Below are 25,448 nucleotides of genomic sequence, written 5' to 3'. Positions count from 1 at the left end.
CTGCCCCCGGTGTCACGGGACCGAAGGGCCGCCGAGGTACTTCCCGTCGGCCGCGTACGGCCAGGCGTTGGCGACACAGCCCTTGAGGCCGTCGATCTGCTGCATCATCGCGGGGGCGGGGCGGCCCTTGCCCGGGCACGTCTCGTGGCCGTGGCCGAGCCAGTGGCCGACCTCATGGTTGATGATCAGGGCACGGTAGTCGGCGAGCGGACCGTCGAACTCGGGCGAACCCGCCTCCCAGCGCTTGAGGTTCACCATCACGTCGGTCCCGACCCGGCAGTTGACCTCGCCGTGCGTGTCGAGGCCGCCCTTCCCGCAGATTCGGTCGGTGGTCGCGGGGGTGGCGATCCGGATGACCAGTCCGGCCGGGCCCTCGGCGACCTGCCGGAAGGAGTGCTCGCCGTGGTGCGACCAGCCGCGCGGCGCGGCCAGGATGCGGGCGACCTCGGCGGCGGCCCGGTCCGCGTCGAGTCCGGAGCCCTTCTCCACCTCGACCCGGTATGCGTCTCCCGTGCCGGTCTCCGTGACACCTTCGCGGGCGACCGTGAAGGTGGCGGCCGCGGAGGAGGCGCTCGGATCGTGGCCACCGCTCCACCGGATGCCGACGACGGCCGCCGCCACCAGTACCACCGGCACGGCGGCCTTGGCGAACAGCCGGTTCCGGCCGCGTTCCCGCTGCCCTCCCCGGCGCACATCCCCTGCGGACATCCGCGCCCCTCCCCAGTCCTCTGCGGTTTTCCTTCCCCGCTATAAGGACCGGCGCCGGGACCAATTGGTTCAGTCCACAACCATATTGATCGCCGGACACGGGTCCGGCGGACCGTCACGGAACGGAGGGGCCGCCGAGGTACTGCCCTGCGGCGTCGTAGGGCCAGGCGTTGGCGACACAGCCCTTGAGGCCGTAGATCTGCTGCATCATCGCGGGGGCGGGGCGGCCCTTGCCGGGACAGGTCTCGTGGCCGTGGCCGAGCCAGTGGCCGACCTCGTGGTTGATGATCAGGGCGCGGTACTCGTCGAGCGGACCGTGGAACTCGGGCGAACCGGTCTGCCAGCGCTTCAGGTTGACCATCACCTTCTCGCCCACCCGGCAGTTGACCTCGCCATGGGTGTTGAGGCCGTCCGCCCCGCAGATGCGGTCGGTCGTCGCGGGGGTGGCGATACGGACCACCATCCCGGCGGGCCCCTCCGCCACCTGGTGGAACGAGCGTGCCCCGCCGTGCGCCCAGCCGCGCGGCGCGGCCAGCACGTCGGCGATGAGGGCGGCCGCCGTGTCCGGGTCGACGCCGGAACCGTCCTCGACCTCGACCCGGTAGGCGTTCCCGCCGCCCGAGGAGGTCCCCGCGCGGGCGACCGTGAACGTACCGGGTCCGGACGCGGGGATACGGGGAGGCATGGCGGTGACGGAGGGGGAGGGGGAGGGGGACACGGTGGCCGGCTTCGGCTTTCCCTTCGGTTTCGCGGCGGGTGAGGGGGACGTGCGGGCGGGCGCCGGGCCCGGGCGTGCGTCCGAGGGCTCCGGAGCGGCCGCCGCGGCCGACGGGTCGTCCCCGCCCGCCCACCGGGGAGCGGCGATCACGACGACGCCGATCAGCGCCGCCGGGACGAGTACCGCGGCCAGTGCCCGTATCCGGCCGCGCCGCTCCTTCTGCCGGGAGCGCCGCCGCCCCCGGCCACGCGACGACGCCTGGTGACGTCCTCTGTCAGCCGCCACGAACGGTGTGCTCCTTGTCTTCCATGGGATGACTGTCCGCGTACTTCACGAGCTCCAGGAACCTGGAGTCGGAGACAGCGGTGACCAGTTGTTCCGCGTTGACCGGCGCCGACACCATGGTGGAGTCGTCCCCGCCGACCGAGAGCCTGACGGTGCTGTCGCCGTAGCCGAAGCGGAGGTCGACGCTGGTGATGGAATACGACTCCTTCGTGTCTCCTACCGCCGTGACGGAGCGGAAGGCGATGCCGCCGGGCAGCATCGCGGACCGGCACCGGAGACCCTTCGACGGAATGTCACGGCACGGCGGATCGGCGGGGGTGGCTTCTCCCGGCGCGGCCTTGGGGCGTACGGAGAAGATGACGGGGAACGTATTGCCGTCCCGCCCGGCCTGGTACCGGTTGACGGCCAGATCGACCGGCCGGACCGTGCCGAGGCGCCCGGGGAGCAGCTCGTCGAGCAGCGCCGCGGCCTGCTGCTGGAACTGCTCCTGCCGGGCCCGTTCGGCCGGGGGCAGGTCGGCCATGCCCGTCTCGCCGGGGGTCGGCTCGATGTGCACGGGCGTGCGGACGGGCTGGGGGGTCTCGGTCGCGGCCGGGGACGGCGGCGGGCTGACGGTCGTGCTCTGCGAGGCCGCGGACCAGGTCCCCGTCGGCTGCGTACCCCCTTCCGGGCTCCACATCGACACCACCGCGCCGAACACGCCCAGGGCCAGCACACCGGTCACCCCCGCCCCGACGGTCGCACGGGCGCGGTTGCGGCGCCTGCGGCCCTGGACCAGGGCGACGGGCACCAGATCGGGCAGAGCCGGCGCGCCGTCGGCGGCCTGCTCCATGGCCGCCCTGATCAGCAGGTCATCGGCCTCGGGGTCCGGGCCCCGGCCGGGGGAGCGGTCAGTAAACATGTCCACGACGGTCTCCTCAGCTTCGGGTGGTGTAGAGACGTGCGTCGCCCAGACGGGTGCGCAGGGTGGCGAGTGAGCGCGAGCACTGGCTCTTCACGGTGGACGGGCTGCAGCGCAGCAGCTCGGCGACCGTCTCCACGCTCAGGTCCTCCCAGTACCGCAGGACGACCATGGCCCGGGCCCGGGGCGGCAGTTCGGCGAGCGCGGCCAGCAGCGTGACCGTCAGCTCGGGGCCGACCGCGGGCGCGGGCGCGGCGATCGGCGTGTGGGCACGGAAGTCCCGCAGCCGGCGCCGGCGCTCGGCGATGTAGGTACGGGTCAGCACCGTGCGGGCGTAGGCGTCCGGATGGTCGGCCGCGCTCGCCCGGCCCCAGTGCTGGAACAGCTTCGCCAGCGTCGTCTGGGTCAGATCACGGGCGGCGTCGGCGTCCCCGCACAGCAGATACGCGGTGCGGTACAGCCGGCGCTGACCTACGCGGGCGAACTCCTCGAAGCCAGTGGCGTCCGGGCTGCGTCCGGCTGTCATCCGGCCTCCTCTGCGGTCTGTCGGTGGTCACTACGTCTCTTACTGAGTGCCGACGGGCCGGAAAGGTTGAAGCCGGATCGGGATCGGTGCCCGAACGCGGGGCAGGCGTGGCGGGGCAGGTGTGCTCAGGGGCCGGCCTGTCTGCCCGCCAGCTCCTGCGGAACAAGTTCGGGCACGGTGGATTCGGCGCCGGCCGGCCAGGATGTGAACAGGAGCATGCAGGAATCACAGAGAGACAGAAGGCCTCTGTGGTGCAGAGCGGACAAGAGGCAGAGCTGAAGTCTCGACATTCCGCCGAGCTTCGAACGGATATTGGCGATATGAAACTTCGCGGTCCGTGCGGTGACGTGCAGACAGGCCGCGACTTCCTCGTTCGAGGGAGCACGGTGCAGCGTCGCGAAAAGCTGCTCCTCCGTAGGCGTGAGCCGCCGGAGAGACATTGCGGCGAGCTGATCCTCGGACGGGTCTTCGTACGGCCCGTCAAGGATCGGGGCAGCACAGGCAAGGCAATGAACCGTCATGATTCCCCCCCCAGGGTGCTGGTTCAAGAGCGGCAGGAATCTAGCACGAGGGGGCGGATATTCCGGGAGAGGGCCGCGATGCGGACGGATCAGGACGTGCGTCGGCGGCAAATGGTGCAGATTGTTCAGGGTGCCGAAATGAGGGAAGCGGCGAGTTTCAGCCGATCCGTCAGTTGCTTCTTTGCCAGGTCGAGCGTCTCGGCATTCTTGTCGATCAGCCGATTCTGGTAGGCGGACTGGACGGCGAAGTAGATGCCGACGAGATTGACCTCCTTCTTGCACCCGACATCGGCCTTGGCCGCTGTGATGGCGGCGGGGGACGCGAGGGCGTCGTCGGCGATTCCGAGCTCCGTCGTGGCGTTCATGGGGTCCGTCGCGGTGTGGCCGCTGCGCGCCATGCAGTCGGACCAGTGCTTGTTGACGGCCTTCGTACGGGAATCCTCGCGCGCCCGGGACTCCGCCTGGGCCTTGAGGTTGAACACGTACATGGCGTCCACGGCGTTCGGCTCGGGGGCGTACAGCTTGAGGAAGGCCTCACGACCGCAGCCGCCGACGGGCACCGCCTTGCCGTTGATCCGCTCTTTGCCACCGCCGTCCTTCACGGCCTCCGCCTGGCTCTTCGGCATGTCGGGCGGCTTCAGATCCGGTGCGCCGTTCAGCGCGAGTTCCTCTGAAGGGGTGAGGTTCTGCGGAGTGCGCCGGGACGGCTGTGCGTCTTCGGGAGCGCTGTAGCCGTACCGGGCGACCTCGTTCTCGTCCACCACTCCGAAGATCAGGGCGTTCGCCTCCCTCGTAGCGGTGGCGGCGGGTCTCGGCGGGAGACTGTAACGGAAGCCGAAGCGCTCCATGCACCGGGAGATGAGGACGCCCTGGCCCTCCTGGAGCGCGTTGGCTTCCTCCCGGGTGACGTCATAGGTGTCCAGGGGGAGTTCCAGGCCCACGGTGCCGGACATCGGAGGGGTGGCCGAGATCTCGGGTTCCGATGTCTCGTCGCCCTGCCCCGTGTCGGCGGAGGAGGAGCAGGCGGCAAGGAGGACGGCGACGCAGACCGCACCGAGCGAACGGTGGAGGTGGCGGCGGCCGGAGAGCGGGTGCATGCGGATCCTTCGGGGACGGCCTGGTCGTACGATGTGGCAGCCGCTGTTCTGCCCGGCGCTTACGGGCAGAACAGCGGTGCTGGTGTGCGGGTGGGGCAAGCCGCCCCGACGGTCAGAAGGGGTAGGACGACGAGATCTCGTTCTTGTACGTCGCGGAGGCGTTGCCGTAGTAGTTGAGGGGCACGTAACCGTGGATCCCCTTTCGGCCGGCGTCGGTGTACACGTCCCAGGCCGTCACATCGCGATTCCAGTACGAGGCGGTGTTGTCGTTGGTGATCTGCCCCTGGCCGGGGCAGGTCTGGGAGCTCGTCGACGAGATGAAGCGGTTGTCGGCGAAGTTGCCGTCCTCGTTGAGGAGGTCGAAGACGCAGCCGGCGTAGTTGGAGTTGTAGTAGAGACCGAACTCTCCGCTCTCCACGTTTCCGTTCTTGTGGGTCGCGGCCGACGCGGTGCCGGCCGTCGTGAGCGTCAGCCCGGTGACCGCGGTCGCGGCCAGGGCGATGCCAGTCAGGCGCCGTATAGCAGTTGAACGGGGCATCAGGTGCTCCTTCGGGTGCTGGACCGGTGGAATTTTGGCCCGTTGGGGCGTGAGCGCCATCCATCCAATGCGTCGTGCATGGATCTGGCTACTGGCCTCGAGGACAGTTGTCGGCCCTGCGGCAGCTCTGTAGCGTCGTGCTCCCGGGCCCGTCGCGTTCTCTCGAAAGCGCCTGCCGACAGCGAGAGTTGGGCTCTGGCGGGCAGGTAGTACGCCCGACGCCGCGACCGCCTTCCCCTCTGCTGCCCCCCTTCAGGGAGTTCCGTATGCACCGAGTCCCCGCTGTCGCCGGAGCCGCCGCGTCGCTGGTACTGCTCTCGCTGGTGACCGCCGGTTGCTCGGGCTCGGCGAGGTCAGGGGAGGTGAAGTCCAGGACCACGTCGTCACCGGAGACCACCCAGGGGGCGGACGAGGCCGCGTACTACACGTGCCTGAAGGGCGAGGGGATCCCGTTGGAAACGACGGACGGGGGTGCGTTGCGGGTCGAGAAGGGCAAGGGCAACGACGCGGCCATCCTGACGGCGGAGAAGAAGTGCGTGGGTCTTCTTCCCAGCCCGTCGATGGTGCCCGCGTCGAAGGAGGACATGGCGCGGGCCAGAGAGCTGAGCGCGTGCCTGCGGGAGCACGGTGTGAAGGACTACCCGGACCCCGCCCCGAACGGCGACTTCCCGCTCAGCAACGAGCTGTCCTACCAGATGAAGACGAACCCCGACTATCGCGAGGCGCGTCAGATCTGTGATCCCAGGCAGCCCGGGGGCGAAGACCTTTCGGCCGGCGGGTGATGGCCGGGCGGGAGAGTTCCTCGATGAGTGACGACAACAGCGGCACCGACAAGGAGGCCGACGGCGGGTTCGGCCGCCGACGGCGATGGGTCGTCGCCGTCGCCGTGGCGGCCCTGCTCCTCGGCGCCGCGGGCGTCGGCGCGTCGATGGTCATCAAGTCACCCGCGCAGGCGGCTGCGGAGGCCGGCGCACCGGCGGAGGACGTACTGACCGCGGCGGTGGAGCACCGCGTCCTGGTGTCGTCGGTGATCACCCGGGGCCAGGTACGGGCCGGGCAGACGGTGAACGTCTCACCCCAGGTGTCCGCCGGTGAAGAGGGTGCGACCGGGGCGGTCATCACGAAGCTGGCGGTCGGGGCCCACGACGTCCTGCGCAGCGGCCGGCTGCTGATGGAGGTGTCCGGCAGGCCCGTGTTCGTGCTGCGGGGAGGGCTGCCCGTCTACCGGGACCTGCGCCCCGGCAGCGAGGGGGAGGACGTCGAGCAGCTCCAGAAGGCACTCCGGGAACTGGGGCACCCCACCACGTCTGACGCGGACGGCACGTTCGGCGCGGGGACCAAGGCGGCGCTCGGCTCCTTCTACGCGTCGATCGGCTACGACCCGCTGCCGGCCCAGGACGACGACGGCGAGGGGCTCAAGGCCGCCGCGGCCGCGGTGCGTTCGGCAGAGCGGGCGCTGGAGGACGCCAAGGACTCCCGGTCGGCGGCGAAGGACGACGGCGACGTGCCCGGTGATCCGCGCAAGGCCGTGGAACGCGCCACGGAGGACCTGGACGAGGCACGGGCCGTCCACGCCGAGGTTCTGGCGAAGTCGGGCCCGATGCTTCCCGCGGGCGAGGCGGTGTTCCTGAAGAGCTTTCCGGCCCGGGTGAACGCGGTGCAGGGCCTCGTCGGCGGCAAGGTGTCGGGAACGGCCATGACGCTCTCCTCGGGCCGGTTGGTCGTGCAGGCGCACGTCCCCGAGTACCAGAAGGGGCTGCTGCGCGCCGGGCAGGACGTGGAGATCTACTCGGAGGTGTCCGGGGTGTCGGCCGGGGCGAAGGTCTCCCGCGTCGCGGACACGCAGACCGCCCCGGCCGAGGAGAGCGGCGTCGCGGCGGGGGCGGAGGGCGGCGGCGCCCCGGCCACCGGCCCGTCCGGCTACCTGGTGCAGATCACGCCGGACAAGGCGCTCGACGCCCGGCTGAACGGCCAGGACGTCAGGCTCACCATCGAGGCCGCCTCCACCGGCGGCAAGGCCCTCGTGGTTCCGGTCACCGCGATCACGGCGGGTGCGGACGGCCGGACAGTGGTGACCGTACGGGCCGGGTCCGGTGCGCAGAAGCGCGTCGAGATACGTCCGGGGACCTCCGGCGACGGCTTCGTGGCCGTCGCGCCCGTGGTGACGAACGCCCTGCGCGCGGGCGACCGGGTCGTCACCGGGGTACGGAAGTGACCGCGCCCGTCATCGAGTTCCGGCAGGCCGCCCTGACCTACCCGGGACCACCGCCGGTCGCCGCCCTCCGGCCCTGCGACCTGGTGATCCGCCGCGGCGAGTTCGTGACCGTCGTCGGACCGTCCGGATCGGGCAAGTCGACGTTCCTCAACATCGCCGGACTGCTGGACGCGCCCACCTCGGGGACGTACCTCCTCGACGGACTGGACACCGGCGCGCTGAAGGACGGCGACCGCACTGCGCTGCGCGGACGCAGGATCGGCTTCGTCTTCCAGTCCTTCCATCTGCTGCCGCACCGCAGCGCCCTGGAGAACGTCACGCTGGCCATGATCTACAGCGGCGTGCCCCGCAAGGAGCGCCGGCAGCGGGCGCACGCGGCGCTGGTACGGGTCGGACTCGGGCACCGGGTCGCGGCCCTGCCCACCACGCTGTCCGGCGGGGAGCGCCAGCGGGTGGCGATCGCAAGGGCGCTGGTGGCCCGGCCCTCCCTGCTGCTGTGCGACGAGCCGACCGGCAACCTCGACACCGCCAACGCGCAGTCCGTGCTGGCGCTGCTCGCGGAACTGCACGCGGACGGCATGACGGTGCTGGTGATCACGCACGACCCGGAAGTGGCGGGGCGCGGCGCTCGTACGGTCACGATCCGCGACGGGGTCCTGGGCGAGCGCGAAGGGGCGGCGGCCGGATGATCCGCGGCGTGCCCCGTCTGCGCAGCCGGCGGACCGGCCCGGTGGTGCGGCCCTCGGTGTTCTCCTTCGGCGACCTGCTGGGCGAATCACTCGCCGGCATGCTGCAGCGCCCCGCCCGCTCCGCGCTGACGGCTCTCGGCACGGTCCTGGGCGTCGGCACGTTCGTGGCCATCCTGGGGCTGACCGCCACCGCCTCCTCGCAGATCGACGCCCGCTTCGACTCCCTCAGCGCCACGGAGGTGTCGGTCGAGGACACGGCCTCGGAGCAGAACGAGTTCGCCGGGCCCGCCTTCCCGCCCGACGCCGATGCACGGGTGGAGCAGCTGAACGGGGTCCGCAGCGCCGGGGTCTACTGGCCGGTCCGCCTGGCCGACACCGTCACCGTGCGCTCCGCCCCGGTGGGCGGGGCCGTCGGCGGCGGGAGGACGGAGGTGGTCGCCGCGTCCCCCGGCGTACTGGAGGCGGCCGAACCCACGCTCTCCCAGGGGCGGATCTACGACGACCTCATGTCCCGTGACGGGGCGTTCGTCGCGGTCATCGGATCAGGCGTCGCGGCCCGGCTCGGCATCACCACGCTGGAGACCCGGCCCGCCGTCTTCGTCGGGGACCAGCCGTTCACCGTCACCGGGATCATCGAGAACACCGAACGCAAGGCCGACCTGCTGCTGTCGGTGGTCGTCCCGCGCACCACAGCGGAGAAGGTCTGGGGCCCGCCCGAGGGCAGCAGCGCGGCCATGCTGATCTCCACCGACCTGGGCGCCGCCCAACAGGTCGCCCGGCTGGCACCGACCGCGCTGCGGCCCGACCACCCCGAATACCTCAAGGCCGTCCCCCCGCCGGATCCCCGGGTACTGCGCTCCGGGGTCAGCGGGGACCTGAGCCAGCTGTTCCTGCTCCTGGCGGGGATCTGTCTGGTCATCGGGGCCGTCGGGATCGCCAACACCACCCTGGTGTCGGTCCTGGAACGCACCGGAGAGATCGGCCTGCGGCGCGCGCTCGGCGCCCGGGCCAGGCACATCACCCTGCAGTTCCTCGCCGAGTCCGGGGTCCTCGGGGCCCTCGGCGGTCTGATCGGGACCTCGCTGGGCGTGGTCACGGTGGTCGGCGTGGCCCTGGCCCGTGACTGGACCCCGGTCGTGCACCCGGCGACCGCGGCGGCGGCCCCCGCGATCGGCCTCCTCACCGGGGTCCTGGCCGGGCTGTATCCGGCGTGGCGGGCGTCCCGTGTCGAGCCCGCCGAGGCACTGCGCCGCTGATCGGCGGCGCAGAGCTCCCCGGCAGCGGACCCGCCCCGCCGCAGCACGGCCGGGCTGCTTGAATGGGTGGGTGACCCGAGCCTCCCTGGACAAGCAGCCGCACGAAGTCGCCTCGATGTTCGACGACGTGGCGGCGAACTACGACCTCACCAATGACGTGCTCTCGCTCGGCCAGGCCCGGCTGTGGCGCAAGGAGGTCGCCGCCGCGGTGCACGCCCGGCCCGCGGAGAAGGTCCTCGACCTGGCCGCCGGGACGGCGACGTCCTCGCTGCCGTTCGCCGCGACCGGCGCGTACGTCGTGCCGTGCGACTTCTCCATCGGCATGCTGCGCGAGGGCAAGAAGCGAAACTCCTGGCTGCCGTTCACCGCGGGCGACGCCACGAAGCTGCCGTTCCGCGACGAGACGTTCGACGCGGTGACCATCTCCTTCGGGCTGCGCAACGTCCAGGACACGGACGCGGCGCTCCGCGAGCTGTACCGGGTGACCAAGCCGGGCGGCCGGGTGGTCATCTGTGAGTTCTCCCAGCCGGTTTGGGCGCCGTTCCGGACCGTCTACACCGAGTACCTGATGCGGGCGCTGCCCCCGGTCGCGCGTGCGGTGTCGTCCAACCCCGACGCGTACGTCTACCTCGCCGAGTCGATCCGCGCCTGGCCCGACCAGGCCGGGCTGGCGTCCAGGCTCCAGCAGGCCGGCTGGTCGAAGGTCGCCTGGCGCAACCTCAGCGGTGGCATCGTCGCGCTGCACCGGGGCGTTCGCGCCTGACGGCGTCCGGGGGCGCCCGGCGGGGGCCGCCGGGCGAAATCCGGTGCCGGGGATTCGAGTTGACGGGAACGCGGTTGACGGGAACGCGGTTGACGGGAACCGGGTGACGTGGAAGATGTGTCCGTTGATACGGCACGCGTCTTTCCCGTTCCCCTGCGTCACCGTTCCGGCCGTCCCCGTCTCCCCGTTGCGGAGTCCTCATGCCGTCGTACTGTCCCTTCTGCGGATCCCCGGCGCCGGACGAGGCGCGCTTCTGCATGAAGTGCGGACGTGAGCGCCCACCGGTGCCCGCGTCGCCTCCGCAGGCCCCCGCGGCACTTCCGGCGGCGCCGGTCCTGCCCCCGCCGCCCGGTGCGCCGCCCACCGTCGCCGTCCCCTTCGCTCCGGCGGCGGGACCGCCGCCCCCGCCCGGGTACGCCCCGATGCCGGCGGTCCCGGCGGGTCCTTCACCGCTCGGCGCCTTCTTCGGACGGGTGTTCCGGGGTGACTGGGCGGGCTCGGTGAAGGCCGCCGCCTGGCCCACCGGACTGATCGTGGCCCTCGCGGTGGCGCTCTCCATTCCCACGTACGGCCAGGGCGACGACGTCGTCGTCGGCTGGAGCGACCGGCTGCGGATCGCGCTCGCGATGCTGCTCCAGGCGTTCGGCGGCGGCTTCGAGCTGAGTGCCACCGGGCCCGGCCGGCTGAACGGCTCCGACTACGACACCGGTTACGGCTCCGACTACGGCTCCGACTACGGATCCGGCGGATCGGACTTCGGGTCGGACTTCGGCGGCCTGGACCCGGGCACCCAGGGCAGCTACACGCTCGCCATCGTCCCGCTCACCGTCACCGTGCTGTGGATCGGCGCCCTGCTCCTGGGCGCCCGATCGGCCCGCAGACAGGGCGGCGGCCTCGAAGCGGCCGTGCGGATCAGCCTCGTGGCCACCGCCGCCGTCCTGGTCCTCGGGCTCTTCGCGCAGCCCGTGATCGAGGACGTCTCGGTCTCGTCGTCCCCGGTCCTCGCCGCGCTCGGCGCGCTCGTGATGGCGCTGCTCGTCACCGGCGGCGTACTGCAACGCGACGCGGCGGCCCAGTGGCTGGCGCAGCGCCCCGGGACACTGACCCTGGTCCGGGCCGCCGGCACGGCGGTCCGGGCGCTCGGCATCGTGCTGCTGCTGTGCTCGCTGACCGGCATCGTCCTGTACGCCACCGCGGACGACGTCGACGGCGAGGCCCTGCTGGTCGCCCTGCCGTTGCTGCCCAACATCGGACTGCACGTGCTCGGCGTGAGCTGGGGCGCCCACTTCGAGTACGACCTGCGGGGGCAGACGGACCTTTTCGGCTCGGGCACGGAGCACGGCGGCTTCGGACTGTCCGGCCTGGGGGACGCGGTCGGCGGCTGGGCGGTGGCCGGGGCGCTGGCCACCGGCGTCGTCTGCGCGCTCACGATCGGGCTGCTCGCCGCGCGCCGATCGGCGGGCAGGGGCGAACAGGCCGCCGCAGGAGGACTGTTCCTGCTCCTGGTCCTGGTGCTGGCCGCGCTGGGCGGAGTGTCGGCGCAGCTCTCCGGCAGGGTCGACGACGTGGACGGCCGGGGCGCCGTGGAGTTCGCCCTGAGTCTGTCGGAGGTGCTGCTGTTCGGCCTGTTGTGGGTGGGCGGCGCGGTGTTCGTCGCTCCGTACCTGCTGCGGCTGACGGGGCTCGCGGGGGCGGCACCCGGGGCGTACCCGGCGGTGCCGGGGCCGCACGGCGCCTATGCCCCGTACGCCCCGCGGCCCGCGACCGCACCCGCCCCCGAACCGTCCGGCCGAGGGCGGACCGTCGCCCTCTGGTGCGCGACGCTCGCCGCCGCGCTGCTCGTCGGCGGCGGGGCGACCGCCGGTGTCCTGGCCCTGATGGACCGGGACAGCGGCGGCGACGACAAGCCCGCCCCGGTCCGCAGCTCCGAGCCCGCCACGGAACAGTCCGACGCCGGCACGTCCACCGACCAGGTCGACGCCCCCGCTGCCCCCTGACTCCCCACGTCAACGGCCGGCCGTTCACGGGGGCTGAGGAACATCCGTGTCAGATCGTGCGCTAAGGGATCGCTGGGTTGTTTCGTGCTTTGACCTGGGGTGATTGAGCGTCGGAGCCTTCGTGGGTCGTTGTTGTCGATCTTCGGAGAGCTGTTGTGGCGGTCGAGTTCCTGACGGATGAGCAGGCGGCCCGGTATGGGTCGTTCCGCGAGGCGCCTTCGCGGGCGGAGCTGGAGCGGTACTTCTTCCTGGACGACGCGGACCGGGAGGCGGTGCAGGCCAAGCGGCGGTCGCACAACCGGCTCGGGTACGCGGTTCAGCTGACGAGTGTGCGTTTTCTGGGCCGGTTCATGCCGGACCCGCGGCAGGTGCCGGCGGAGGTGGCCCAGTATCTGGCCGGGCAGTTGGAGATCGCGGACGCCTCGTGCCTGAAGCTGTACGGCGAGCGGGACGGCACGGCCCGTACGCACGCCGGGGAGATCCAGGAAGCCGGGGGCTGGCGGGACTTCGCCGAGGTCCGCGAGGAGCTGGCGCCCTGGACGTGTCGGGGATACCGCCGCGGCGCCTGGCGGAGCTGTCCCGGTACGGGGTGGACGGCAGGCGTCGCTGCTGCGCCGGCACTCCGACGCCCGGCGGCTGGCGACGTTGCTGGCCACCGCGGTCTACCTCACGTCGCGGGCGGTGGACGACGCACTGGACCTGCTGGAGGTGCTGATCGCGACGAAGCTGCTGGCCCGGGCGGAGCGGGAGAGCGCGAAGGAGAAGCTGAAGACACTGCCGCGGGTCGAGCGGGCGTCGGTGAAGCTGGCGACCGCCTTCGAGGTCGTGTTCGACACCACGAGCGAGCAGGTCGACACCGACACCGGGGAGATCGCCCCGCCGAAGGGGGCGAGCCTGGACGCGATGTGGGCGGCCATCGAGCAGGTGGTGCCCCGCGACGAGCTGGCGGCGGCGATCGCCGCGTTGTTCGAACTGACCCCGCCGCTGGACTCCGACGCCGACGAAGCATGGCGGGCCATGCTGATCAACCGGTTCGGTACCGTCCGTCCGTTCCTGATGCTGCTGGTCAGCGTGGTGGACTTCGACGCCACCCCGGAGGGTGAGGCCGTGCTGAGCGCGCTGTTGTCGCTGCCGGGGCTGATGGGCCGCAAGAAGGTCGGCCCGGCTGAGATCGACACCGGTCTGCTCACGGCTCCTGGCGGCGTCTGGTCCTGGCCGCGCCCCACCTGGAGCCGGGGACGGTGGACTGGAGGGCGTACACGTTCTGCGTGCTGGAGCACCTGCACCGGATGCTGCGCAGCAAGCAGGTCTTCGCCCGCAACTCCTCCAAGTGGGGCGACCCGCGGGCGAAGCTGCTGGCCGGCGAGGCATGGAAGCAGGCAAGGCCGACCGTGCTGGCCTCGCTTAACCTGCCCGGTGAGGCGGGCGGGCACCTGGCGGCGCGGGCCGCGCTGCTGGAGGGCACCTACCGGGAGGTCGCCGCCCGGGTCCCGGACAACGCGCAGATCGTCTTCGACGGCGACGGCCGTCTGCACTTCGCCGCCCTGGAGCCGGAGCCCGAACCGGCGTCCCTGCTGGACCTGCGGGCCGCGGTAAACGCGATGCTGCCGAGAGTAGACCTGCCCGAGGTGCTGCTGGAGGTGTTCTCCTGGACCGGCGCCGACCAGGCGTTCACCTCGGTCACCGGCGGCGAGGCCCGGTTGAAGGACCTGAGCGTCACGATCGCCGCGCTGCTGGTCGCCCACGGCTGCAACGTCGGCTACACCCCGGTGATGGGCGGCGCGGACGCGCTGAAGTACGGCAGGTTGTCCCACGTCGACCAGACGTACCTGCGGCTGGCAACGTACCGGGCCGCGAACGCGACCCTCATCGAGCACCAGGCGTCCATCGGCCTGGCGCAGGCGTGGGGCGGGGGCCTGGTCGCTTCGGTTGACGGGATGCGGTTCGTCGTTCCCGTGCCCAGCGTGTACGCGCGGCCGAACCCCAAGTACTTCGGGCGCCGGGGCGGCGCGACCTGGCTCAACATGATCAACGACCAGGCGGCCGGGCTCGGTGGGAAGGTCGTGGCTGGCACCCCGCGCGACTCCCTGTACGTGCTGGACGTTCTCTACGACCGCGACGGCGGCAAGCGCCCGGAGATGATCGTCACCGACACCGCTAGCTACAGCGACATCGTGTTCGGCCTTCTCACCCTGGCCGGGTTCGCCTACGCTCCGCAGCTCGCGGACCTGCCGGACCAGAAGATGTGGCGCATCGACCGCACGGCCGACTACGGCGCCTTCCAGGACGCCGCCCGCGGCCGGGGCGACCTCGCCCGCATCGAGCGGCACTGGGAGGACATCCTGCGGATCATCGGCTCCGTCCACACCGGAGCCGTCCGCGCCTACGACGTCATCCGCATGCTGTCCCGCGACGGTCGCCCCACCCCGCTCGGCGACGCGATCGCGCACTACGGGCGGATCGCGAAAACCCTGCACATCCTGCGCCTGGCCGACGAGCCCGGATACCGCCGCCAGATCAAGGTGCAGGCCAACCTCCAGGAAGGCCGCCACGCGCTCGCCCGGAAGATCTTCCACGGCCGGGCAGGGCAGCTCTACCAGCGCTATCAGGACGGCATGGAGGACCAGATCGGCGCGCTGGGCCTCGTCCTCAACGCACTCGTACTGTTCAACACCCGCTATATGGACGCTGCCGTAGCCCAGCTCCGGAGTGACGGTTTCGAGGTCCGGGACGAGGATCTCGCCCGGCTCTCCCCGTTCGTGCGACATCACATCAACGTGCTCGGCCGGTATTCCTTGCAGCTCCCCGATCTGCCCGGTGGCCTGCGGCCCCTGCGCGACAAGACCGCCGTGGACGAGCTGTGACGGGGCAGCGGTGGGGCCGGCGCCGGACGGTGCATCCCTGTGGGGCCGGGCGCGCGGGCCAGGCTGGACGGAAGGGGTCAGGTGTCAGCGCGGTACGCCGAGGCCGTCGAGGACGATGCCCACGGCCCGGTCGAGTGCCTCGCCTTCGCTGAGGTCCGTGGCGTATGCGAGGGCGCGCAGGAGGAGGGAGACGTCGTCGCCGGTGACGTCGGGGCGCGCGGCGCCGGCGGCCTGGGCGCGGTGGAGTGCGCCTTCGAGGGCCGCGCGGAAGGCGTCGGCGGCCTCGGTGACCGGCCGGGACAGGCCCTGGCCGTCGTCGTCGTGCGGGGGCAACAGGTCCAGCAGGGTCATCTTCACCGGCCCGGCCGCCGCGAGGGACCTCATCAGGGAGGCGAAGGCTTTTCCGGCGTCCTGGCTTTCGGCGAGCGCCAGCGCCTGGGCGGTCAGCTTCTCCAGGTAGCGGCACGCGGTGGCCTCGATGAGGTCCTGCTTGGTGGCGAAATTCCGGAAGACGGTGGCGATGCTGACCCCGGCCCGCTGCGCGACCTCATCGGTGGAGGCGGCGGCCCCCTTCTCGGCGAACACATGCTCGGCGGCCAGCAGGACCTTCTCCCTGTTGGCGGCTCCGTCGCGGCGCATAACCGACCCCTTTTGCAAACGTAGTGGACACTACGTATGATGCGTAGTGGAGACTTCGCTTAAGGGTAGGGGGTTTCGCCCCGCTGTGCCAAACGCGCGGGACGCCCCATGTCCGACGAGCGCCCTGAACAGAACGGGCCGATGAGCGCACAGCCCTCCCAACCGCAGGCCCTCAGGGCGCCGGCATGGCAACGGCCCTCCCCACGGGCCAGCAGAAAACACAAGGAGAACCAACCATGTCCGTAACGGACGAGAACACCACTGTCGTGATCGTGGGCTCGGGTGTCGCCGGGCTCGCCCTCGGCAACTTCCTCCTGCGCAGCGGGATCGACTGCGTGGTACTGGAGCGGCACAGCCGCGAATACGTCGAGCAGCGCCAGCGCGCGGGGGTCATCGACCCCAGGGCCGCGCGCATGTTCCGCGAGTGGGGCCTGGAGGACCGGGTCCTCGACGGCGCCCCCTTCGCGCCGGTGCTGAACTTCCGCGTCGACGGCGAGACGCGGCCCTTCCGGTACGTGACCGACGACCACGTCGACGGACGCTTCTGCCCCCAGCAGGTCCTCGTGCGCAACCTCATCGACGTCTTCGTCAGCGACGGCGGCGACCTCCGCTTCGAAGCCGAGGACGTCGAACTGGAGGACCTCACCGGCCCCCGGCCCCAGGTGCGCTACCGCGACAGCACGGGCGTGACGCGGACCATCACCTGCGACTTCATCGCCGGCTGCGACGGAGACCACGGCGTCAGCCGGGCGAGCATCCCCGACAACGTACTCACCCGCCAGTCCCACGAGTACGGGTACGCCTGGCTGACCGTACTGGCCGACGCCCCCGCCAACCACCAGTCCATGATGGCGATCCACGACCGGGGATTCGCCGGCCAGTTCGCCCGCGGCCCCCAGGCCAGCCGCTTCTACCTCCAGTGCCCGCTGGACACCGCCGTCGAGGAGTGGACGGACGACCGGATCTGGGAAGAGATCGAGGCACGCTTCGGCGAACCGGTCACCGCGAAGGGACCCATCACCAGCAAGACGCTGGTGCCGCTGCGCAGCGTGGTCTACGACCCGATGAGCTACGGCCGCCTGTACCTGCTCGGTGACGCCGCGCACATCGTGCCGCCCATGAGCGCCAAGGGCATGAACCTGGCGCTGCACGACGCCGACGTGTTCGCCAAGGCCGTCCTGAAGCAGGTCAAGGAGCAGGACGCGGGCCCGCTGGAGGCGTACTCCGCCACCTGCCTGAAGCACGTGTGGAACTACCAGGCGTACGCCGCATGGTTCACCGACCTCATGCACGACGCGGGAGACGTCTCCTACCACGGCGAGTTCCGGCGCAGCCTCGCACGCGCCGAGTTCGAACGCCTCTACGACTCCGAGACCGCCAACCGGCTCTTCGGCGAGTTCCTCACCGGCTTGAACTGAGCCTCCACCTCCTGGCCGAGTAAGCAGAGTTTGCAGGTCTGAGCAGCCGGGCCTTCAGCCTCTGCCACCAGCACCTGCGGGGGCCGGAACGGGGTTCCCCGTTCCGGCCCCCGCAGGTGCTGGTCATGAACACCGTGCCGTGACGGTTCGGTGGCGCAGCTTCATCCGCTGCTGCCTCCCGGGGCGAGCAGACTGGTCAGTTCCGCGATTGCCTCTGCAGAGGGCTTGAAGTATCGGCGCACGTTCTCCGGCTTCTTGTGCCTCGACTTCGCCATCAGCATCAGCAGCGACGCCCCCTGCTCCCCCAGATGGGTCAGAGCGGAATGGCGGTACTCGTGCAAGTCCCAGCCGGTACCGGGCCCCCGCACAGCCGTGTGCTCATCCAGCAGTGCACGGGCCTGGCCGTAGGAGAGGCGGGCCAGACCGGTGTCCGGGCATGCGTCACGCGGGTTGACGACCTTCCCCGGACCGGGGCGGCGGTGGGTGACGAACACCGGGCCCCGGGACCGGCCGCGCAGCAGGCGGGGCAGAAGCCGGGCTGTACCAGCGTCCCAGTAAACGGTCTCCAGCACGAAGTCCTCACGCGACTGGCCCCGGCGTCGGGCCTTGCTCCGGGCGTCCTTGGCCTTGACCGAACAGCGGCGGCCACCGAGGTCCAGGTCCTCGATGTTCACGCCGAGGACCTCCTCCGTGCGGGCGGCGGTCTCATACAGCATCCGCCACAGCGTCTTCTCCCGCAGGTGGACCTCGCGCCGTCCGATGAGCCGGTCCACGGCCATCTTCGAGCGGGCCGGGGTCTCGGAGTCCGGCACTGCCAGCCGCTTCGTCCAGGCCGGGACCGTCGGGCCGTCGTATCCGTACTCCGCGCACCAGCCCAGCCAGGAGAGCACCGCCGCCCGGCGGACGTTCCAGGTGTTGACCGCCGCGGCGCCCCACAGCAGTTCCAGGGCCTCGCCGATCTCGTCGTCCGCGACCGACCTCAGCGGGCGAGCCTCCCCGATCTGCTCGGCTGTCTTGCCGACGCCGACGCCGACTCCATACTGCGGACGGTATTCGGGTTGCGGAGCGAGCCGAGGAAGGCGTCAGCCGTGCCCGGACGGTCAACGCCTTCCCTGCCGGCAGTTGTACGACAGTGGGCACCGCTTCCCCCTTGCCACGGATAACAGGGCCGCTTCATGTACAGCCCGGCGGACGTCACCGCAGGTAACGAACCAATCTCCCACAGATAATAGGGCGTTATCCGTGGAACGACTTCAGACCGGCCCCACAGCCGATGCTCCGTCAGCCGCCCACCAGGGTCAACGAACGCTTAGCGCACGATCTGACACAGATGTTCCTCAGCCCCCTTCACGTCACCGTCGCAGCTCCAGCCGGAAGCACACCGCCTCCTGGCCCGCCCGTGGCGTCGTGAAGCTCTCCGCCTGCTCCATGCCCAGGCGCCGGGCCACCGCGACCGACCGCTCGTTGAGCGCGTCGATCGTCGCCACCACCCGCTCCACCCCGGCCGCGCGCAGCCGCTCCAGCGTGATGCGCGCGGCCGCGGTCGCGTAGCCGCGGCCCCAGGCCGGACGGGCCAGCCGCCAGCCGATCTCGATCTCGCCCACGGGGCCGTACGCGCTGTGCGGCCACGGCTGCGCGCCCGTGAAGCCCAGTACCCCGCCGTTCCCGTCGAGCACGGTCCACAGGCAGAAGCCCAGCTCCGCGTCATGTCTGCGCTGGCGGGCCGTCCACTCCTCGTACATGGACAGTTCGGAAGGACGGCCGCCGAAGAACTCCATGACGTCCGGGTCGTCGAAGACGCGGTGCCAGGCCACCGCGTCCTCGTCGGTCGGGACACGCAGCTGTACGACGGGGAGCGCGGGAGGTGCGAGCGACATCGGGGAGCCCTTCGGAGGGTTGATCTACAGGCCCCCATAGACTGCACGGGACATGTGCCGCGCGGCACGCGATTTCGAGTCTTCGGGAGATCCGACCGTGACCGAGCCCCTGTCCGAACACAGCGCGGACGTGATCGTCGTCGGGGCAGGCCCAGCCGGCTCCACCACCGCGTACTACCTCGCCAAGGCCGGACTCGACGTCCTCCTCCTGGAGAAGACCGCCTTCCCGCGCGAGAAGGTCTGCGGCGACGGCCTCACGCCGCGCGCCACCAAGCAGCTCGTCTCCATGGGCATCGACATCTCCGAAGAGGCCGGCTGGCTGCGCAACAAGGGCCTGCGCATCATCGGCGGCGGTGTCCGGCTCCAGCTGGACTGGCCGGATCTCGCCTCGTACCCGGACTACGGACTGGTCCGCAAGCGCGACGACTTCGACGAGCAGCTGGCCCGCCAGGCACAGAAGGCCGGCGCGCGGCTGTACGAGCGCTGCAACGTCGGCGCCCCCGTCAAGGACGAGCGCACCGGCCGGATCATCGGCGTGGAGGCGAAGCTCGGCGAGGAGAAGACCCCGGTCACCTTCCACGCCCCCCTCGTCGTCGCAGCCGACGGCAACTCGACCCGGCTCTCCGTCGCGATGGGTCTGCACCGCCGCGAGGACCGTCCGATGGGGGTCGCGGTCCGTACGTACTTCACCTCTCCGCGCCACGACGACGACTACCTGGAGTCCTGGCTGGAGCTCTGGGACCGGCGCGGGGCCGAGGACCGGCTGCTGCCCGGCTACGGGTGGATCTTCGGCATGGGCGACGGCACCTCCAACGTCGGCCTCGGCATCCTCAACTCCTCCGCCGCTTTCAAGGAGCTGGACTGGCGCGAGGTCCTCAAGGCGTGGTGCGCCTCCATGCCCGAGGACTGGGGCTACACCCCCGAGAACATGACGATGCCGATCCGGGGCGCCGCCCTCCCGATGGCGTTCAACCGTCAGCCGCACTACACCAAGGGCCTGCTGCTCGTCGGTGACGCGGGCGGCATGGTCAACCCGTTCAACGGCGAAGGCATCGCGTACGCCATGGAGTCGGGGCAGATCGCCGCGGACGTCATCGTCCAGGCCCACGCCCGCGCCACCCCGGCCCAGCGCGAACTGGCCCTGAGCAACTACCCGAAGGTGCTCAAGGAGACCTACGGCGGCTACTACACGATGGGCCGCGCCTTCGTGAAGCTGATCGGCAACCCGAAGGTCATGAAGGTCGCCACCCAGCGCGGCCTCACCCACCCGCTGCTGATGAAGTTCACCCTGAAGATGCTCGCCAACCTCACCGACCCGACGGGCGGCGACGCGATGGACCGCATCATCAACGGCCTGACGAAGGTCGCGCCCCGGGCCTAGACCTCAGGGCACCGCCTCGTCCGTACGAAGTGGACCGGGGCCGCGAGCACCACGAGAAGCGCTGTCGCGGCTCCGGGCCACATCACCGCGTGGAGCGAGGCGTGGTCGACGACGTGGCCGCCCGCCGCCAGTGCGCCTGCGGCGATCGTCGCCTGGAACGACGCGGTGAACAGGACCGAGGCCGCCTCGGGGGCGCGGGGGACGCGGCGTCGGTGCGGGGGGCGGTCGTGGTGGACATGGCGGGCCGTCCGGTGTTCGGTGACGCGGGAGCTGTTCGCTCCAGTTCACAAGCTCCCGCGTACGGAGTCCGGCAGGTTACCGACCTCATCCGTGGCCGCTGGGGGTGAGGCCGGAGGCCTGCCGGGAACGCCGAAGGGCCGCGGCTCCCGAGCGGGGGAGCCGCGGCCCTTCGATGTGCGCCGAGGCGCTTGTGAATCCGTGAACTCAGAGGACGCGGACCGCGCCCGACGGCGGGTCGTAGTCCAGGGACTTCTGCACCACACCGGTGGAGGAGTTCTGCGCGCCGACGAACTGGCCGCCGCCCACGTAGATGCCGACGTGGTACGCGCTGCCCGCGCCGCCCCAGTACAGGATGTCGCCCGGCTGGAGGTTGCTCAGCGAGACCTGGGTGCCCGCGGTCGACTGGCTCTGCGAGACGCGCGGGAGGTCGACGCCCACCGTGCGGAACGCGGCCTGGACGAGGCCGGAGCAGTCCCAGGAGTTGGGGCCGGTGCCGCCGGACACGTACGCGTCGCCGATCTGCGCCTGCGCGAACGCGACGACGGAGGCGGCGGTGCCCGTGGCGGTGGAGGAGTACGACGTCGTGGCGGTCGACGAGGAGCCGGACGAGGACGAGCCGGAGGACGTGCTCAGCGTCGTGCGCTCGGCGGAGCGGGAGGCGCGCTCGGCGGCCTCTGCCTTGGCCTCGGCTTCGGCCTTCGCCTTGGCTTCGGCCTTCTTCTTGGCCTCGGCCTTGCGGACCGCCTCGGCCTTGGCCTTCTTGGCGTCCTTGGCGGCGGTGGTGGCCGCTGCCTCCTCGTGGGCCTGCGTCTCCAGGTCCAGGGCGACCTGCTGCGTGGCCTCGGCGGACGCCGCGACGGTGGTGGAGACCCCGGCCGTGATGGTCGGCATCTCGATCGTCTGGGTCACCGGCTCGGCCTGGGCCGGACCGGCAGCGCCTGCGACCGCGATGGTGCTGAGGACGCCACCGGCAACTCCGGCCCGCAGCGCCGTCTTCGAGGCGTTTCGGCGGGGCTTCCGGTGGCTGGGTATGAGAGCGGTGTGGGACATGGGTACTAGCGCTATCAGGGCCTCAGGGGTCCCATCAAGAAACGTGTGTTGCGACACAGTTACGTCCGGAATCTGTGAATCCGCTTTCTGAGGGCCCTTATTGACGCCGTAACGGGCAAATCGGGCAGGCGCGATCACCGCTGTGATCACGGGTTTTCAGTAATACGCCCGAATTGCCCGTCACTTACCATCCGTTCACACCGTTGGCCAAGCCCGCTTCTCCGGCGCCCTCGTGCGAGTGACGCAGGTCACAGCATGGTCTCCGCGTGACGGGCATACGAGGGGCTCGCGCGAGGCGTGCCTCACCGGCGGACATCCGGGGTGGGGAACCGGCCGCGCGCCGCGAGCGATTAGCCCGATAGGGGATGGATGCCGGGATCCGTCCACTTCGTTCCCTCGGGCCCCCCGCGCGGGTGACGCGGCCCTGAACCCAGAGTGGGGCAGATCCCTTTATCACCCGATCGCGTCCATCGCCAATTTGGCACCCGGCGCTGTCCCTTGATAGAGCGGCACCCCTTTGACCAGCGGTAACAGCAGGAGATGTCACGTCTCGTGATCACTCGGCCGCTTCGTGTATGAAGATCACCGCTCATCCGACTTCATGATCGTTCGTCAGGTGGTGGAGATCACAAAGGCGTTGTCGTACCCCGTGTCGCAGATCACAGGACGGCAGGCATAGGATGCGGGGCAGTCGGGCTTGTGAACTGCCTCACATGTGCACGATCTTGGTGAGGTGGCGAGCCAGGTCGCCCGATGCGGTCCAACGGTCAAGGACGACTGGAAGGAGCGAGGAGCGTGAATGCCTACGCGCCCATCCTCGTGCTCGGCGCCCTCGGGGCAGGCTTTGCGATCTTCTCCGTGGTCAGTGCCACGCTTATCGGTCCCAAGCGGTACAACCGGGCGAAGCTCGAAGCGTACGAGTGCGGTATTGAACCCACCCCGACTCCAGCCGGAGGCGGCCGTTTTCCCATCAAGTACTACCTGACGGCGATGCTCTTCATCGTCTTCGACATCGAGATCGTCTTCCTCTATCCCTGGGCGGTCACCTTCGACGCCCTCGGGATCTTCGGGCTCGTCGAGATGCTGATCTTCGTGCTCACCGTCTTCGTCGCCTATGCGTATGTATGGCGTCGCGGCGGCCTGGAATGGGACTGAGGGGCTGAGGGGCACACATGGGACTCGAAGAGAAGCTGCCCAGCGGCTTCGTGCTGACCACCGTCGAGCAGGCCGCCGGCTGGGTACGGAAGTCCTCCGTATTCCCGGCCACCTTCGGCCTCGCCTGCTGCGCCATCGAGATGATGACGACCGGGGCCGGGCGCTACGACCTGGCCCGGTTCGGCATGGAGGTCTTCCGCGGATCGCCGCGGCAGGCGGACCTGATGATCGTGGCGGGACGGGTCAGTCAGAAGATGGCGCCCGTCCTGCGGCAGGTCTACGACCAGATGCCGAACCCCAAGTGGGTCATCTCCATGGGCGTTTGCGCGTCATCGGGCGGAATGTTCAACAATTACGCCATTGTTCAAGGTGTTGATCATATTGTCCCGGTTGATATCTATTTGCCGGGCTGCCCGCCGCGGCCCGAGATGCTGATGGACGCGATCCTCAAGCTCCACCAGAAGATCCAGGGCTCCAAGCTCGGGGTCAACGCCGAGGAGGCCGCCCGCGAGGCGGAGGACGCGGCCCTCAAGGCACTGCCCCTGATCGAGATGAAGGGGCTGCTGCGATGAGCGACCAGGAGTCCGGCGCGAGCGGCGTACCCGCCCCGCGCGACGAGCACGGCGAGGTCATCGGCGTACGCAAGGGCATGTTCGGCGCCGACAACGGCGGCGACACCTCGGGCTACGGCGGCCTCGTCCGTACCGTCGCCCTGCCGGGCGCCACCTCGCGCCCGTACGGCGGCTGGTTCGACGAGGTGGCCGACGAGCTCGAAGGGGCCCTGGAGGAACAGGGTCTGCTTCCCGAGAACGCCATCGAGAAGACGGTCGTCGACCGCGACGAGCTCACCTTCCACATCGCCCGCGAGCACCTGCCGACCGTCGCCAGGACCCTGCGCGACGACCCGGCACTGCGCTTCGAGCTCTGTACGGGGGTGAGCGGCGTCCACTTCCCCGGAGACAAGGGACGTGAGCTGCACGCGGTCTACCACCTGCGCTCGATCACCCACGGCCGGCTCATCCGGCTGGAGGTCTCCGCACCGGACGACGACCGGCACGTCCCGTCCCTCGTCGCGGTCTACCCGACCAACGACTGGCACGAGCGCGAGACCTACGACTTCTTCGGGCTCGTCTTCGACGGGCACCCCGCCCTCACCCGGATCATGATGCCGGACGACTGGCAGGGCTTCCCGCAGCGCAAGGACTACCCGCTCGGCGGCATCGCCATCGAGTACAAGGGCGCCCAGATCCCGGCTCCGGACCAGCGGAGGTCGTACTCCTGATGACCACTCCCCACGCGACTCCCCGCGCCACGACCGAGGGGACTGTATATACAGTCACCGGCGGCGACTGGGACGAGGTCGTCGAATCGGCCGTCAAGTCCGACGACGAGCGCATCATCGTCAACATGGGTCCCCAGCACCCGTCCACGCACGGCGTGCTCCGGCTGATCCTGGAGATCGACGGCGAGACCGTCACCGAGGCCCGCTGCGGCATCGGCTACCTCCACACCGGCATCGAGAAGAACCTCGAATTCCGGAACTGGACGCAGGGCACCACCTTCGTCACGCGCATGGACTACCTGACGCCGTTCTTCAACGAGACGGCGTACTGCCTGGGGGTCGAGAAGCTCCTCGGCATCGAGGACCAGATCCCCGACCGGGCCACCGTCCTGCGCGTGCTCCTGATGGAGCTCAACCGGATCTCCTCGCACCTGGTGTGCATCGCCACCGGCGGCATGGAGCTCGGCGCCACGACGATCATGATCTACGGCTTCCGCGATCGTGAACTCGTTCTCGATCTCTTCGAGCTGATCACCGGCCTGCGGATGAACCACGCGTTCGTCCGCCCCGGCGGCCTCGCCCAGGACCTGCCCCCGGGTGCGGTCGACCAACTGCGCGAGTTCGTGAAGACCATGAAGAGGAACCTGCCGGAGTACGACAAGCTCGCCACCGGCAACCCCATCTTCAAGGCCCGCATGCAGGACGTCGGCTACCTCGACCTCACCGGCTGCATGGCGCTCGGCGCCACCGGCCCGGTCCTGCGCTCCGCCGGACTCCCGCACGACCTGCGCAAGACCGATCCCTACTGCGGGTACGAGAACTACGAGTTCGACGTCCCCACGGCGGACAGCTGCGACTCCTACGGACGCTTCCTCATCCGGCTGGAGGAGATGCGCCAGTCGCTGCGCATCGTCGAGCAGTGCATCGACCGGCTCGTGCCGGGACCGGTCATGGTCGCCGACAAGAAGATCGCCTGGCCCGCGCAGCTCGCGCTCGGACCGGACGGACTCGGCAACTCGCTCGACCACATCAAGAAGATCATGGGCACCTCCATGGAGGCCCTGATCCACCACTTCAAGCTGGTGACCGAGGGCTTCCGGGTCCCGGCCGGGCAGGCGTACACCGCGGTCGAGTCGCCCAAGGGCGAACTCGGCGTGCACGTCGTCTCGGACGGCGGCACCCGCCCCTACCGGGTCCACTTCCGCGACCCGTCGTTCACCAACCTCCAGGCCATGGCAGCGATGTGCGAGGGCGGCCAGGTCGCCGACGTCATCGTCGCCGTCGCATCCATCGACCCCGTGATGGGAGGCGTCGACCGGTGACCGAAG

22 protein-coding genes and 2 pseudogenes are annotated in these 25,448 nt (G+C 70.5%); 13 read left to right on the top strand and 11 right to left on the bottom strand.

Features of this window, described 5'->3' with window-relative positions; translation table 11 throughout:
- Nucleotides 1-12: 12 nt before the first annotated feature.
- The 7 genes from OG959_RS15175 to OG959_RS15150 form a co-directional block, all read right to left on the bottom strand.
- Nucleotides 13-708, bottom strand: a complete 696-nt coding sequence (locus OG959_RS15175; RefSeq protein ID WP_326658702.1) for a DUF3152 domain-containing protein — start codon at nt 706-708, stop codon at nt 13-15.
- A 115-nt stretch (nt 709-823) separates the two neighbouring features.
- Nucleotides 824-1,711: a DUF3152 domain-containing protein gene (locus tag OG959_RS15170; RefSeq protein WP_326658700.1), complete on the bottom strand. Its 888-nt coding sequence runs from the start codon at nt 1,709-1,711 to the stop codon at nt 824-826.
- Nucleotides 1,701-2,612 carry a hypothetical protein gene (locus tag OG959_RS15165; protein WP_326658698.1) on the bottom strand — a complete coding sequence of 304 codons (912 nt, stop codon included), beginning with the start codon at nt 2,610-2,612 and terminating at the stop codon, nt 1,701-1,703. Before OG959_RS15165 ends, OG959_RS15170 begins: the two co-directional genes overlap by 11 nt.
- A 16-nt stretch (nt 2,613-2,628) precedes the next feature.
- Nucleotides 2,629-3,138: a SigE family RNA polymerase sigma factor gene (locus OG959_RS15160; RefSeq protein ID WP_326658696.1), complete on the bottom strand. Its 510-nt coding sequence runs from the start codon at nt 3,136-3,138 to the stop codon at nt 2,629-2,631.
- Nucleotides 3,139-3,263: 125 nt separating this feature from the next.
- Nucleotides 3,264-3,578 carry a helix-turn-helix domain-containing protein gene (locus OG959_RS38685; RefSeq protein WP_442805742.1) on the bottom strand — a complete coding sequence of 105 codons (315 nt, stop codon included), beginning with the start codon at nt 3,576-3,578 and terminating at the stop codon, nt 3,264-3,266.
- 206 nt (nt 3,579-3,784) lie between these two features.
- Nucleotides 3,785-4,756: a hypothetical protein gene (locus OG959_RS15155; protein WP_326658694.1), complete on the bottom strand. Its 972-nt coding sequence runs from the start codon at nt 4,754-4,756 to the stop codon at nt 3,785-3,787.
- 112 nt (nt 4,757-4,868) lie between these two features.
- Nucleotides 4,869-5,294 carry a peptidase inhibitor family I36 protein gene (locus OG959_RS15150; protein WP_326658692.1) on the bottom strand — a complete coding sequence of 142 codons (426 nt, stop codon included), beginning with the start codon at nt 5,292-5,294 and terminating at the stop codon, nt 4,869-4,871.
- Nucleotides 5,295-5,560: 266 nt separating this feature from the next.
- Between OG959_RS15150 and OG959_RS15145 the strand changes: the two genes are divergently transcribed.
- The 7 genes and pseudogenes from OG959_RS15145 (at nt 5,561) to OG959_RS38680 (ending at nt 15,078) form a co-directional block, all read left to right on the top strand.
- Nucleotides 5,561-6,076 (top strand): hypothetical protein, encoded by a 516-nt coding sequence (locus OG959_RS15145; RefSeq protein WP_326658691.1) that lies wholly within the window; start codon nt 5,561-5,563, stop codon nt 6,074-6,076.
- Nucleotides 6,077-6,099: 23 nt separating this feature from the next.
- Entirely contained in the window at nt 6,100-7,509 is a 1,410-nt protein-coding gene (locus tag OG959_RS15140; protein WP_326658689.1) for a peptidoglycan-binding domain-containing protein, read from the top strand.
- Nucleotides 7,506-8,198 (top strand): ABC transporter ATP-binding protein, encoded by a 693-nt coding sequence (locus OG959_RS15135; protein ID WP_326658688.1) that lies wholly within the window; start codon nt 7,506-7,508, stop codon nt 8,196-8,198. Before OG959_RS15140 ends, OG959_RS15135 begins: the two co-directional genes overlap by 4 nt.
- Nucleotides 8,195-9,454 (top strand): ABC transporter permease, encoded by a 1,260-nt coding sequence (locus OG959_RS15130; RefSeq protein WP_442805572.1) that lies wholly within the window; start codon nt 8,195-8,197, stop codon nt 9,452-9,454. Before OG959_RS15135 ends, OG959_RS15130 begins: the two co-directional genes overlap by 4 nt.
- Before the next feature lie 70 nt (nt 9,455-9,524).
- Nucleotides 9,525-10,217 carry a demethylmenaquinone methyltransferase gene (locus OG959_RS15125; protein WP_326658686.1) on the top strand — a complete coding sequence of 231 codons (693 nt, stop codon included), beginning with the start codon at nt 9,525-9,527 and terminating at the stop codon, nt 10,215-10,217.
- Between the two features lie 200 nt (nt 10,218-10,417).
- Nucleotides 10,418-12,214: a zinc-ribbon domain-containing protein gene (locus OG959_RS15120; RefSeq protein WP_442805571.1), complete on the top strand. Its 1,797-nt coding sequence runs from the start codon at nt 10,418-10,420 to the stop codon at nt 12,212-12,214.
- 155 nt (nt 12,215-12,369) lie between these two features.
- Nucleotides 12,370-15,078, top strand: a pseudogene (locus OG959_RS38680) (Tn3 family transposase).
- Nucleotides 15,079-15,162: 84 nt separating this feature from the next.
- Here OG959_RS38680 and OG959_RS15100 read toward each other — a convergent pair.
- The gene (locus tag OG959_RS15100) at nt 15,163-15,717 is read right to left on the bottom strand and encodes a TetR/AcrR family transcriptional regulator (RefSeq protein WP_326658682.1); all 555 of its coding nucleotides are present in this window, start codon (nt 15,715-15,717) and stop codon (nt 15,163-15,165) included.
- A gap of 236 nt (nt 15,718-15,953) precedes the next feature.
- On the opposite strand from OG959_RS15100, the gene OG959_RS15095 reads away from it, so the two are divergent.
- A complete protein-coding gene (locus tag OG959_RS15095; protein WP_326658680.1) occupies nt 15,954-17,135 on the top strand; it encodes a 4-hydroxybenzoate 3-monooxygenase in 1,182 nt (393 codons plus the stop codon).
- 161 nt (nt 17,136-17,296) lie between these two features.
- Here OG959_RS15095 and OG959_RS15090 read toward each other — a convergent pair.
- Both OG959_RS15090 and OG959_RS15085 read right to left on the bottom strand, forming a co-directional pair.
- Nucleotides 17,297-18,275, bottom strand: a pseudogene (locus OG959_RS15090) (tyrosine-type recombinase/integrase).
- Nucleotides 18,276-18,487: 212 nt separating this feature from the next.
- Complete coding sequence (locus OG959_RS15085; RefSeq protein ID WP_326658678.1) at nt 18,488-19,012, bottom strand: GNAT family N-acetyltransferase; 525 nt, start codon at nt 19,010-19,012, stop codon at nt 18,488-18,490.
- A gap of 97 nt (nt 19,013-19,109) precedes the next feature.
- On the opposite strand from OG959_RS15085, the gene OG959_RS15080 reads away from it, so the two are divergent.
- Nucleotides 19,110-20,393, top strand: coding sequence for a geranylgeranyl reductase family protein (locus tag OG959_RS15080; RefSeq protein ID WP_326658676.1), 1,284 nt, complete (start codon nt 19,110-19,112; stop codon nt 20,391-20,393).
- A 444-nt stretch (nt 20,394-20,837) separates the two neighbouring features.
- Here OG959_RS15080 and OG959_RS15070 read toward each other — a convergent pair whose 3' ends face one another.
- Nucleotides 20,838-21,683: a C40 family peptidase gene (locus OG959_RS15070; protein WP_219570607.1), complete on the bottom strand. Its 846-nt coding sequence runs from the start codon at nt 21,681-21,683 to the stop codon at nt 20,838-20,840.
- A 795-nt stretch (nt 21,684-22,478) separates the two neighbouring features.
- On the opposite strand from OG959_RS15070, the gene OG959_RS15065 reads away from it, so the two are divergent.
- Genes OG959_RS15065 through OG959_RS15050 form a run of 4 tightly spaced genes read left to right on the top strand, consistent with a single transcriptional unit; the run spans nt 22,479 to nt 25,442 of the window.
- A complete protein-coding gene (locus OG959_RS15065; RefSeq protein WP_136328529.1) occupies nt 22,479-22,838 on the top strand; it encodes an NADH-quinone oxidoreductase subunit A in 360 nt (119 codons plus the stop codon).
- Nucleotides 22,839-22,855: 17 nt separating this feature from the next.
- Complete coding sequence (locus OG959_RS15060; protein WP_030926341.1) at nt 22,856-23,410, top strand: NuoB/complex I 20 kDa subunit family protein; 555 nt, start codon at nt 22,856-22,858, stop codon at nt 23,408-23,410.
- Nucleotides 23,407-24,120, top strand: a complete 714-nt coding sequence (locus tag OG959_RS15055) for an NADH-quinone oxidoreductase subunit C (protein WP_326658670.1) — start codon at nt 23,407-23,409, stop codon at nt 24,118-24,120. The genes OG959_RS15060 and OG959_RS15055 overlap by 4 nt, the downstream gene beginning before the upstream one ends.
- Nucleotides 24,120-25,442, top strand: coding sequence for an NADH-quinone oxidoreductase subunit D (locus OG959_RS15050; protein ID WP_326658668.1), 1,323 nt, complete (start codon nt 24,120-24,122; stop codon nt 25,440-25,442). The genes OG959_RS15055 and OG959_RS15050 overlap by 1 nt, the downstream gene beginning before the upstream one ends.
- Nucleotides 25,443-25,448: the final 6 nt, after the last annotated feature.

Origin of the sequence: Streptomyces sp. NBC_00385, from assembly GCF_035917155.1 — a bacterium.
GTDB classification, from domain to species: Bacteria; Actinomycetota; Actinomycetes; order Streptomycetales; family Streptomycetaceae; genus Streptomyces; species Streptomyces poriferorum.
The sequence above is the reverse complement of the archived record's forward strand: the minus strand, read 5'-3'. Positions and strand labels throughout refer to the sequence as shown.